The organism is Streptomyces sp. NPDC015127 (assembly GCF_043080095.1).
Taxonomy (GTDB): domain Bacteria; phylum Actinomycetota; class Actinomycetes; order Streptomycetales; family Streptomycetaceae; genus Streptomyces.
In genome coordinates this window covers 42,544-53,714 of sequence record NZ_JBIBVE010000030.1, presented here as the reverse complement: position 1 = coordinate 53,714, position 11,171 = coordinate 42,544, and the positions used below count along the sequence as shown (strand labels likewise).

Annotated in this window: 11 protein-coding genes and 1 riboswitch; of the genes, 10 read left to right on the top strand and 1 reads right to left on the bottom strand. The window is 70.0% G+C overall.

Annotated features, from left to right (window positions below; genetic code table 11):
* Positions 1-229 precede the first annotated feature (229 nt).
* The 10 genes from ACF08N_RS35025 (at position 230) to ACF08N_RS34980 (ending at position 10,365) form a co-directional block, all read left to right on the top strand.
* Positions 230-838 carry a CDP-alcohol phosphatidyltransferase family protein gene (locus tag ACF08N_RS35025; protein ID WP_392328780.1) on the top strand — a complete coding sequence of 203 codons (609 nt, stop codon included), beginning with the start codon at positions 230-232 and terminating at the stop codon, positions 836-838.
* Between the two features lie 112 nt (positions 839-950).
* Complete coding sequence (locus ACF08N_RS35020; RefSeq protein ID WP_392328779.1) at positions 951-3,446, top strand: sugar phosphate nucleotidyltransferase; 2,496 nt, start codon at positions 951-953, stop codon at positions 3,444-3,446.
* 98 nt (positions 3,447-3,544) lie between these two features.
* The gene (locus ACF08N_RS35015; protein ID WP_392328778.1) at positions 3,545-4,468 is read left to right on the top strand and encodes a DUF881 domain-containing protein; all 924 of its coding nucleotides are present in this window, start codon (positions 3,545-3,547) and stop codon (positions 4,466-4,468) included.
* Entirely contained in the window at positions 4,465-4,797 is a 333-nt protein-coding gene (locus tag ACF08N_RS35010) for a small basic family protein (protein WP_010469069.1), read from the top strand. Before ACF08N_RS35015 ends, ACF08N_RS35010 begins: the two co-directional genes overlap by 4 nt.
* A 5-nt stretch (positions 4,798-4,802) precedes the next feature.
* Positions 4,803-5,639, top strand: a complete 837-nt coding sequence (locus ACF08N_RS35005; RefSeq protein WP_392328777.1) for a DUF881 domain-containing protein — start codon at positions 4,803-4,805, stop codon at positions 5,637-5,639.
* Positions 5,640-5,700: 61 nt separating this feature from the next.
* Positions 5,701-6,663, top strand: coding sequence for an FHA domain-containing protein (locus tag ACF08N_RS35000; protein ID WP_392328782.1), 963 nt, complete (start codon positions 5,701-5,703; stop codon positions 6,661-6,663).
* Between the two features lie 42 nt (positions 6,664-6,705).
* Positions 6,706-7,449 (top strand): MerR family transcriptional regulator, encoded by a 744-nt coding sequence (locus ACF08N_RS34995; RefSeq protein WP_392328776.1) that lies wholly within the window; start codon positions 6,706-6,708, stop codon positions 7,447-7,449.
* 53 nt (positions 7,450-7,502) lie between these two features.
* Entirely contained in the window at positions 7,503-7,976 is a 474-nt protein-coding gene (locus ACF08N_RS34990) for a bifunctional nuclease family protein (RefSeq protein ID WP_026281837.1), read from the top strand.
* A gap of 186 nt (positions 7,977-8,162) precedes the next feature.
* Complete coding sequence (locus ACF08N_RS34985; RefSeq protein WP_392328775.1) at positions 8,163-8,759, top strand: MerR family transcriptional regulator; 597 nt, start codon at positions 8,163-8,165, stop codon at positions 8,757-8,759.
* A gap of 94 nt (positions 8,760-8,853) precedes the next feature.
* Positions 8,854-10,365: a DNA polymerase IV gene (locus ACF08N_RS34980; protein WP_392328774.1), complete on the top strand. Its 1,512-nt coding sequence runs from the start codon at positions 8,854-8,856 to the stop codon at positions 10,363-10,365.
* A 131-nt stretch (positions 10,366-10,496) separates the two neighbouring features.
* Here the strand turns inward: ACF08N_RS34980 and ACF08N_RS34975 are convergent, their stop codons facing one another.
* A complete protein-coding gene (locus tag ACF08N_RS34975) occupies positions 10,497-10,901 on the bottom strand; it encodes a PRC-barrel domain-containing protein (protein WP_392328773.1) in 405 nt (134 codons plus the stop codon).
* A 115-nt stretch (positions 10,902-11,016) separates the two neighbouring features.
* Positions 11,017-11,114: riboswitch (glycine riboswitch) on the top strand.
* Positions 11,115-11,171 lie beyond the last annotated feature (57 nt).

Genomic DNA, 11,171 nt, shown 5'->3' with positions numbered 1-11,171 from the left:
GCAGGGGGGACCCTGTGGGAGAGTAGGACGCCGCCGAACAATCATTGTGGGGAAGCCCCGGAACCTGGTTCCGGGGCTTTTCTGCGTTCCGGGGCCATTTCGGAGTGGATTCATCCCGTCACCGATCGTCGCCGGCGTGGCTTCGGTGCGACCCCTGTGCTCGGTGCCCGAGCGGCTGCCGGTAAGGTCAGGGGGCATCGTCGGTACGTTTCCCACAGGAGGCCCCCGGGTGGAGGTCCAGGAGACCCGCGTCCAGACGGACCGGGTACTCACCATCCCCAACATCCTCAGCATGGCGCGCCTGCTCGGAGTGCCGCTCTTCCTGTGGCTGATTCTTCGCCCCGAGTTCGGTGGGCCGAAGAGCGACGGCTGGGCATTGCTCGTTCTGATGCTGAGCGGGGTGAGCGACTATCTCGACGGGAAGCTCGCCCGCCGGTGGAACCAGATCAGCAGCCTGGGCCGTATCCTCGACCCGGCCGCCGACCGGCTCTACATCCTCTCCACCCTCGTGGGACTGACCTGGCGCGAGATTCTTCCGCTCTGGTTGACCGCTGCACTTCTGGCCCGGGAACTGATGCTGCTGGTGATGGTGTACATCCTGCGCAGGCACGGTTATCCGCCACCCCAGGTGAACTTCCTGGGCAAGGCGGCCACCTTCAACCTCATGTATGCCTTCCCCTTGCTGCTCCTGAGTGACGGAACCGGATGGCTTGCGTCACTGGCCGCGATTTTCGGATGGGCGTTCGCCGGATGGGGTACAACTCTCTATTGGTGGGCAGGGATCCTCTATGTGGTTCAGGTCCGCCGACTCGTCAAGGCGGACGCAGAGGCCGATTGACCCCGAAGACACGGTGACCGGCAGTGTCGCCGGGCGTGGATGCCACCTGAGGGTCTGTTCGTGCGGGTGAAGTCGGCTGGACCGTCATCTCTTCAAGGAGGACGCTTCCGACATGAAGGCCGTCGTGATGGCTGGTGGCGAAGGAACACGACTTCGCCCCATGACCTCGAGCATGCCCAAGCCGCTCCTGCCGGTCGCCAACCGGCCGATCATGGAGCATGTACTGCGGCTGCTCAAGCGGCACGGGCTCACTGAGACCGTCGTTACCGTGCAGTTTCTCGCCTCACTCGTCAGGAACTATTTCGGTGACGGCGAAGAGCTCGGAATGGAGCTCACCTATGCCAACGAGGAGAAGCCACTCGGCACCGCGGGGAGTGTGAAAAATGCCGAGGAAGCGCTGAAGGACGATGCCTTCCTCGTCATTTCCGGTGACGCCCTCACCGATTTCGACCTCACCGACCTGATCTCCTTCCACAAGGAGAAGGGCGCCCTTGTCACCGTCTGTCTGACGCGGGTGCCCAACCCTCTGGAATTCGGCATCACGATTGTCGACGAGGAGGGGAAGGTCGAGCGCTTCCTCGAGAAGCCGACCTGGGGCCAGGTCTTCTCGGACACCGTGAACACAGGCATTTACGTGATGGAGCCCGAGGTCTTCGACTACGTCGAGCCCGACGTCCCCGTCGACTGGTCGGGCGACGTCTTCCCGCAGCTCATGAAGGAAGGCAAGCCGATCTACGGCTATGTCGCCGAGGGCTACTGGGAGGACGTCGGCACGCACGAGAGCTACGTGAAGGCGCAGGCCGACGTCCTGGAGCGGAAGGTCGACGTCGAGATCGACGGGTTCGAGATCTCTCCCGGCGTGTGGGTCGCCGAAGGCGCCGAGGTGCATCCCGACGCCGTGCTGCGCGGGCCGCTGTATGTCGGTGACTACGCCAAGGTCGAGGCCGGGGTCGAGATCCGCGAGCACACGGTCGTCGGCTCCAACGTCGTCGTCAAGTCCGGGGCGTTCCTCCACAAGGCCGTGGTCCACGACAACGTGTACATCGGGCAGCAGGCCAATCTGCGCGGCTGCGTCATCGGCAAGAACACCGATGTCATGCGTGCCGCGCGGATCGAGGACGGCGCGGTGATCGGTGACGAATGCCTGGTGGGCGAGGAGTCGATCGTCCAGGGCAACGTGCGGGTCTATCCGTTCAAGACCATCGAGGCCGGCGCGTTCGTCAACACCTCGGTCATCTGGGAGTCCCGCGGGCAGGCGCATCTGTTCGGCGCCAGGGGTGTCAGCGGCATCCTGAACGTGGAGATCACCCCGGAGCTCGCCGTGCGCCTGGCCGGGGCGTATGCGACGACGCTCAAGAAGGGCGCCACCGTCACCACGGCCCGGGACCACTCCCGTGGTGCCCGAGCCCTGAAGCGGGCGGTCATCTCCGCTCTGCAGGCCAGCGCAATCGACGTCCGGGACCTGGAGAACGTGCCACTGCCCGTGGCGCGGCAGCAGACGGCCAGGGGCAGCGCGGGCGGCATCATGATCCGTACGTCCCCGGGCGTGCCCGACTCCGTCGACATCATGTTCTTCGACGAACGCGGCGCCGACCTGTCGCAGGGCGGCCAGCGGAAGCTGGACCGGGTGTACGCGCGCCAGGAGTACCGCCGGGCGTTCCCGGGCGAGATCGGTGACCTGCACTTCCCGTCGAGCGTGTTCGACTCGTACACGGGCTCCCTGCTCCGCAACGTGGACACCTCGGGAATCGCCGAGTCCGGGCTCAAGGTGGTCATCGACGCGTCCAACGGCAGCGCCGGCCTCGTGCTGCCGAGCCTCCTCGGCCGCCTCGGCGTCGAGGCTCTGACGATCAACCCGGGTCTCGACGAGTCGCGGCCGACCGAGTCCGTGGACGCGCGCAGGTCGGGGCTCGTGCGGCTCGGTGAGATCGTCGCGTCCGCGCGGGCCGCGTTCGGTGTGCGCTTCGACCCCGTAGGTGAGCGGCTGTCGCTCGTCGACGAGAGGGGGCGGATCGTCGAGGACGACCGGGCGCTGCTGGTCCTGCTGGACCTCGTGGCCGCCGAGCGGCGCAGCGGCCGGGTCGCTCTGCCCGTGACCACCACGAGGATCGCCGAGCAGGTCGCCGCGTACCACGGCACGCAGGTGGAGTGGACGACGACATCGCCGGACGACCTGACGCGGGTGGGCCGGGAGGAGACCACGATCTTCGGCGGCGACGGCCGCGGCGGATTCATCGTGCCCGAGTTCAGCAGTGTCTTCGACGGCACGGCCGCGTTCGTACGGCTCGTGGGGCTGGTGGCCCGTACGCAGCTCACGCTGAGCCAGATCGATGCCCGGATCCCTCGGGCCCACGTGCTGAAGCGTGATCTGGCGACGCCGTGGGCCGTCAAGGGCCTGGTTATGCGCCGGGTCGTCGAGGCCGCAGGTGATCGACATGTCGACACCACGGACGGTGTGCGCGTCGTCGAGGCCGACGGGCGCTGGGTGATGGTGCTGCCCGACCCGGCCGAGGCGGTCACCCACCTGTGGGCGGAGGGGCCCGACGACGCTTCGGCGCAGGCCCTGCTCGACGAATGGGCGTCGGTCGTGGACAGCGCCGGTCGGTGAGGCGGCCACCGGTGTGCCGGCCGCCTTTGCGGGGTGGCGCCCGGCACACCGGTGGGGCCATTCGGCGGTAGCGGCTGCGACATGCGACGATGTGCGGCATGTCGCAGCAGCCCCCCGTTCGGAGCACAGGATCTCCGCCCGCGCGTCCCGATGCGTCGATGTCGCTGCTGACGAACGTGATGGAGCACAGCCTCGACGACGGGTACGCCGAGGCGGCCGCGCGCCGGGCCGACGGGGGACTGCCCCGGACGCTGCGCGCCAAGCTCGGGCTCGCCGCCGGTCTGGTGCTGGCCGCCATCGTGGTCACCGTGGGTGCCGCGGAGGCGCGGATTTCCGCACCGGTGCTGGCGAAGGAGCGCGAGGAGCTGATCGACCGCGTCCAGGCGCAGACCGGTTCCGTGGACGAGCTCGAGGAGAGTGTCGACGCGCTCCGCGACGACGTCCAGGAGCGCCAGCGCAAGGCCCTCAACACCGACGGCGGCGACCAGGGCGCGCTCGTGGGTCTGCTCGCCGGTGCCACCGAGGTGGTCGGGCCGGGCGTGAAGCTCGTGGTGGACGACGCCAAGGGCACCGACCAGAGCGGCGACGGGCCGCGTGAGAGCAGCGGCTTCTCCGACACGGGCCGGGTCCGCGACCGTGACATGCAGCGTGTCGTCAACGGGCTGTGGGAGTCGGGCGCGGAAGCCGTGGCCATCAACGGGCAGCGGCTGACGGCCCTCTCGGCGATCCGCGCGGCGGGCGACGCCATACTGGTCGACAACAGGCCGCTGGTGCCGCCGTACACGGTGCTGGCGGTGGGGGACGGGAACAGGCTGAGCACCGCGTTCCAGGACAGCGCCGACGGGCAGTATCTGCACGCGCTGCAGGAGAACTTCGGCATCCGCTCCAGCATCTCCGACGAGCAGACGGTGCGGCTGCCCGCGGCCCCGAGCTTGATCGTACGTACAGCAGAGCCGATGACCGCCGACGCCGACCAGGGCAGCGGGCCGGGTACGGCTGACACAGGGAAGGGCACATCGTGATCGCCGTACTGGGCCTCGTCGTGGGAGTCGTGGTCGGACTGTTGATCCGGCCCGAGGTGCCGGCGGTGGTCGAGCCCTACCTTCCGATCGCGGTGGTCGCCGCTCTGGACGCCGTGTTCGGCGGCCTGCGGGCCATGCTCGACGGGATCTTCGTCGACAAGGTCTTCGTCGTCTCCTTCCTCTCCAACGTGGTCGTGGCCGCGCTGATCGTCTTCCTCGGCGACAAGCTCGGGGTGGGTGCCCAGTTGTCGACGGGCGTGGTCGTCGTCCTCGGTATCCGGATCTTCTCCAACGCCGCCGCGATCCGCCGGCATGTCTTCCGGGCGTGACGAACATGAACAGCGAAGAGAAGCCCAACAGCGGCTCGCCGGAGCCGAGGCGTGAGCCGCTGCCGCCGCTCGCCCCGCCGGCGCCGCAGCAGCCCGCGCCCGCGCCCGACGAGGCGCCCTCGCAGACGGGACGGCAGCGGCTGGGCGCCGCTGTCTGGCCGCCTCGCGTGACGCGGGCCCAACTCATCGTGGCGGTCCTGCTGTTCGTGCTCGGTCTGGGGCTGGCCATCCAGGTGCGGTCCAACAGCGACGAGAGTGCGCTGCGCGGGGCGCGCCAGGAGGACCTGGTGCGCATCCTCGACGATCTCGACAACCGTTCGCAGCGCCTGGAGGACGAGAAGCGGCGTCTGGAGGACCAGCGCACCGAGCTGGAGAACAGTTCGGATCAGGCCGAGGAGGCGCGCAAGCAGACGCTTCAGAAGGAGCAGCAGCTCGGCATCCTCGCCGGCACGGTCGCCGCGCAGGGTCCGGGCATCACGCTCACCATCGGCGACCCGTCGGGCACGGTGGAGCCGGACATGCTGCTCGACGCGATCCAGGAGCTGCGGGCGGCCGGTGCGGAGGCGATCCAGGTCAACGGGGTCCGGGTCGTCGCCGATACGTTCTTCTCCGGCACGGCGGGCGATATAGAGGTCGACGGAAAGCGTGTGAGCGCGCCGTACACCTTCAAGGTCATCGGCAAGCCGCAGGACCTGGAACCGGCGCTCAACATCCCTGGTGGCGTGGTGCAGACACTGGAGAAGGAGCAGGCCACGGCGACCGTGGCCCGTTCGGAGAAGATCATTGTCGACGCCTTGCGACCGGCGGAGCGGCCTGACTACGCTCGGTCGTCCTCGCAGTGAAACGGGGGAGCATGAGGACTGCCGGACCAGGGCGGAAGATTGCAGGGGGGCGACGCACCGGATCAGTGGTGCGTGGTGGAAACTGTCCGGTGGTTGCGGACGTTGTGAGGATGTCCGGGTCGGCAGGTGTGTTCGTTCAGGGTTCGTCCTGCCCCACGGGCGGGTCTATTTCGGTCAAGGGGAAACGCCCGTGAAGTTGTTTGGGAAGTTGTTCGGCAAGAGCGCCCGCGAGGACGGCAATGCCCGCCATCGCGCGCCGCGCCACGGCCAGAGCGAGGAGCAGGGAGCTGAGCGGCCGCTGTTCCGCGACGAGGTCGCCGGTGGCGACAATTCGGGCGGACAGGGCGCGTCGTCTGTTGACCCCGCCGGTGCCGGGCGCATAGGTTTCGGGGAACCATCAACCTCAAGTACGGGTGGAGGGTTTGCCCCCGACCCGTATGCGACCAATCCCCACGCGGGCCAACCGCGGCAGGAGGATCCGTCCATGGCGGGTTTGCCGGTTTGTACGAGGTGCGGCCACCGGAACACCGAGGCCGGTCGGTTCTGCTCCAACTGCGGTGCGCCGCTTCGCGGTGGCGCTCCGGCCGAGCGCGCCTCCGAGACGACCTCGACCATCTCGATCTCCGGGATCGAGGCGTACGACTCCGAGGTCACCGGGCAGACCGCTCTGCCCTCACTGTCGCCCGAGGCGCAGGCGGCCGTCGACGCCCTGCCGCTCGGCTCCGCCCTCCTGGTGGTGCGCCGCGGCCCCAACTCGGGCAGCCGGTTCCTGCTGGACGGTGACCTGACGACAGCGGGCCGTCACCCGCAGAGCGACATCTTCCTCGACGACGTGACGGTCTCGCGCCGCCATGTGGAGTTCCGCCGCGGCCCGGACGGCAGCTTCAGCGTCTCCGACGTCGGCAGCCTCAACGGCACGTACGTCAACCGCGAGCGAATCGACTCCGTGGTCCTGTCGAACGGTGACGAGGTCCAGATCGGCAAGTACCGGCTGGTGTTCTACGCGAGCCAGCGGGGCGTGTGACCTCCCCCAGACTTCGTCCGGGGGGACCCACAGGGAAGGTACATGCTGCGTACACCGACGGGCGGTGCCGGACACGGCACCGCCGGCACGGGCGACCGGCCGATGAGCATCGGCACGGTGCTCGCCCGGCTGCGCGACGAGTTTCCCGAGGTGACGATCTCCAAGATCCGTTTCCTGGAGGCCGAGGGGCTCGTCGAGCCGAGCCGGTCTCCGTCCGGGTACCGCAAATTCAGCGCCCAGGACGTCGAGCGCCTGGCGCTCGTCCTGCGCATGCAGCGGGACCACTACCTTCCCCTCAAGGTCATCCGCGAGCAGCTGGACGCCGTCGAGCGCGGCGAGCAGATCCAGCTGCCGGTCCAGGGGGCGCAGCGCGACCTGTTCGACGGGGGTGACGGCGCCGAGGGCGAGCGCCGTACGGCCCGGCGGCTCGGCCGCGCCGAGCTCCTGGCCGCCGCCGAGGTGGGCGAGGAGGAGCTGGCCGAATGGGAGTCGTACGGCCTGCTCACGGCCGACGGGAGCGGCGGTTACGACGCCGAGTCGGTGACGGTGGCCCGGCTGGTCGCCGAGCTCGGCAGATTCGGGCTCGAGCCGCGGCATCTGCGGGCGATGAAGGCGTCCGCCGAGCGGGACGCCGGGCTGGTCGAGCAGATCGTGACGCCGCTGCGCAGACACCGTAATCCGCAGACCAGGGCACATGCGGAGGCCACCACGAGGGAGCTGGCGGCGCTGGCCGTGAGACTGCACGCGGCACTGGTGCAGAGCGCCCTCGGGGTCCGGCTGCACTGATCTTGGCCCAGCCCGACTACCCAAACCTCGTCCGCACGTCCTAGGGTTGCTGTGTGAACGAGCTCGACGTTGTGGGTGTCCGGGTCGAAATGCCCTCGAACCAACCGATCGTGCTCCTGCGTGAAGTGGGAGGCGATCGGTACCTCCCCATCTGGATCGGACCGGGGGAGGCGACCGCGATCGCCTTCGCGCAGCAGGGCATGGCCCCCGCCAGGCCCCTGACGCACGACCTCTTCAAGGACGTCCTCGAGGCGGTTGGCCAGGAGCTCACCGAGGTCCGCATCACGGACCTGCGCGAGGGCGTGTTCTACGCGGAGCTGGTCTTCGCCAGCGGTGTCGAGGTGAGCGCCAGGCCGTCCGACGCCATAGCGCTCGCCCTGCGGACGGGGACCCCGATCTACGGCAGTGACGGTGTGCTCGACGACGCTGGGATCGCCATCCCGGACGAGCAGGAGGACGAGGTGGAGAAGTTCCGCGAGTTCCTCGATCAGATCTCGCCCGAGGACTTCGGTTCCAGCAGCCAGTGACGCCGTCGCGGCTGGTGAAACGGCCGGCCGTGCGGCAGCGGCACATTCGAGTAGCCTTTCCCCGGATCGGGGCACGAGAAACCACTCTCAGGGTGATTATCACTCGGCGTGCCGAGTGTGGCGATCGTTGACGCACCCCTGGTGACTCCCTACCTTCGAGGTGGCAGGTCAAGGACGGAGGTCGGCGTGAGAAGCAGCGGCGACAGTACGGCTGGGGGCGGCCCCGGAATCAGTCCGGTGGAAGGCGGGCCGTATCCGCTGCAGGACAGCGCGGGCGACCCCTCTGCGGACACCATCGGATACCGGGGACCGACCGCGTGCGCGGCGGCGGGGATCACCTATCGGCAGCTCGACTACTGGGCGCGGACGGGGCTGGTGGAGCCGAGTGTGCGGCCGGCGTACGGATCGGGCACCCAGCGGCTCTACAGCTTTCGGGACGTGGTCGTCCTCAAGATCGTCAAACGGTTCCTGGACACCGGTGTGGCGCTGCAGAACATCCGCGCCGCCGTCCAGCACCTGCGGGCCCGGGGGTTTCGTGACCTGGAGCGGATGACGCTGATGAGCGACGGGGCCACGGTGTACGAGTGCTCGTCGCCCGACGAGGTCGTCGACCTGCTCCAGGGCGGTCAGGGCGTCTTCGGGATCGCGGTGGGTGTCGTGTGGCGGGACGTGGAGGCCGCCCTTTCGCAGCTCCACGGCGAACGTATCGACACCGGCGAGACCCTGGTCGGCAACAACCCCGCGGACGAGCTGGCCCGGCGCAGGCGCGACCGGGCGGGCTGATCCGGATCAGTCGTCCGCGCGGCGGCGGGTGGAGGCCTGTCGCCTCGCCGTTCGGGCGGCGACGTTGTCAGTGGCGTAGGGCAGCATCGAGGGTGTGAGATCCGCGCCGACGATCCTGCATCTGGACATGGATGCCTTCTACGCCGCCGCCGAGCAGGCGGCGAAGCCTTCGTTGCGCGGGAAAGCCGTGGTGGTCGGCGGGCTGGGGCCGCGCGGAGTGGTCGCCACCGCGTCGTACGAGGCGAGGCGGTTCGGTGTGCACTCGGCGATGCCGATGGCGCAGGCCAGACGACTGGCGCCGAACGCCGCGTATCTGGTGCCGCGGTTCTCGCTCTACCGCTCGGTCAGCGAGCAGGTCATGGAGTTGCTGGGCCGGCTGTCGCCGCTCGTGGAGCCGCTCAGCCTGGACGAGGCGTTCGTCGACCTGGAGGCGGGCGGGGCCGCCGACGACTCGGCCTCGGCCCGTGCGACGGGGGAGCGCCTGCGGGCCGACATCCGGGCGGCGACCGGGCTGACCGGGTCCGTCGGCCTGGCCGGTTCCAAGATGCTGGCGAAGATCGCCTCCGAGCAGGCGAAACCCGATGGCCTGGTGCTGATAGAGCCGGGCACCGAGAGGGAGCTGCTCGCGCCGCTGCCGGTGCGGACGCTGCCCGGGGTGGGCCCGGCGACCGGGGAGCACCTCAGGCGCGCCGGGATGACCACGGTCGCCGATCTCGCGGAGGCCGGCGAGGACGAGCTCGTACGTCTGCTGGGCAGGGCGCACGGGGCCGCGCTGTTCCGGATGGCGCTCGGGCACGACGACCGGCCCGTGGTCGCCGAGCGGGACGCGAAGTCGGTCTCGGTGGAGGACACCTTCGACGTGGACCTGCACGACCGGGTGCGGGTCCGGATCGAGGTGGAGCGGCTTGCCGAGCGCTGCGTGCAGCGGCTGAGGGCGAGCGGGCACTCCGGCCGGACGATCGTCCTCAAGGTCCGGCGCTACGACTTCTCGACGCTGACGCGCTCCGAGACGCTCAGGGGGCCCACCGACGACCCGGCCGTGGTGCGGGAGGCGGCCGGCAGGCTGCTGGAGTCCGTGGACACGACGGGGGGCGTACGGCTGCTGGGGGTCGGGGTGACAGGGCTTGCCGACTACACGCAGGAGGACCTGTTCGCGCAGGCGGCGGCGGAGGAGGCCGCTGCCTCCGCCGCGTCAGCGGCCGCCCCCGGTGAACAGCCGGAGCCCGAGCGCGAGGCGGCGCCGACGGAGCCCGTACCCGCCGAGGCCGCCGCGCGGCACTGGTCCGCCGGGCAGGACGTCCGGCACGCCGTGTACGGAGCGGGCTGGGTGCAGGGGAGCGGGGTGGGGCGCGTGACCGTGCGCTTCGAGGAGCCGGGCTCGGCGCCGGGCCGGGTGCGCACGTTCCGTGTCGACGACGAGGACCTCCAGCCGTCGGATCCCCTGCCGCTCGTGCCGGCGTCGCCTCCTGGGGCGCAGGCGCCGGACGTGGCCGCCGCGGGCACGGCGGCAGGGAGGCCCGTCGACGAGCCCGCCCGGCACGTGCCGGCGGAGGGGAGCGCGTCCGTCCCGGGCGGGGACGGCCGGCCGGTGGCGCACGGCGACTGACGGGGGAGGGAGGTGCCGCAGGCGTCAGGGCCGCGCTCGGCATGGGCGTCCACGTGGCCGACAGTGGGCGGCCGCCGGTGCCCGGGCTGCCGGATCGGCGTGCCCGGAGAGCGACGGGCGAGGTGTCGGCCTCAGTCCTCCTGGCCCGCCACGCGGCCGAAGGAGCGGTCGCCGGAGCGGTCGCCGGGGCGGTCGCCGGCGGACGGGGCCGGGGCCGGGGGTGCGGAGAGGTCGAGGCCGTAGTGGTGGTAGAGCTGGAGTTCCTGCTCGGGGGAGAGATGGCGGCCGACACCGAAGTCGGGGGCGTCCTTGATCAGGGCGCGCTCGTAGGGGACATGGAGCGCGTTGTCGACGACCTCACTCGGCTCCAGGGGCACGAAGGCGTCCCGGCTGAACAGTCCCGTGCGTACGGCGGCCCACTCGGGCTCGCCCGTGGCGTCGTCCAGGTACACCTCGTCGACGGTCCCGATCTTGTGGCCGTCGCGGTCGAACGCCTTGCGGCCTATCAGGCTGCGCGGATCGATGTCGGTCTGCACGGGTCCCTCCACGTGGTCGCACCTGCTCTACAGTCACTACGAAAGGGCAGATCCCGGGTGTCGGCCACTCGAAGGATCGCCGAGGGAACGCGCTGGTACCCTGGCAATCGGCTGTTGACCCCGTGCGGGAGAGTCCACCGGTGATCCCACCGGCGGCGCCGAAGGAGCAAATCCTCCCCGGAATCTCTCAGGCCCCTGTACCGCACGGACGAGGTCACTCTGGAAAGCAGGGCGGGCGTCGGACGGCATCCGCTCTCACCGACGGTGAAA

Bases quoted from the DNA above. Each gene is read 5' to 3' on its own strand.
- ACF08N_RS35005 (WP_392328777.1), top strand. From the start codon at position 4,803: ATGAACAGCGAAGAGAAGCCCAACAGCGGCTCGCCGGAGCCGAGGCGT.
- ACF08N_RS35020 (WP_392328779.1), top strand. From the start codon at position 951: ATGAAGGCCGTCGTGATGGCTGGTGGCGAAGGAACACGACTTCGCCCC.
- ACF08N_RS34995 (WP_392328776.1), top strand. From the start codon at position 6,706: ATGCTGCGTACACCGACGGGCGGTGCCGGACACGGCACCGCCGGCACG.
- ACF08N_RS35015 (WP_392328778.1), top strand. From the start codon at position 3,545: ATGTCGCAGCAGCCCCCCGTTCGGAGCACAGGATCTCCGCCCGCGCGT.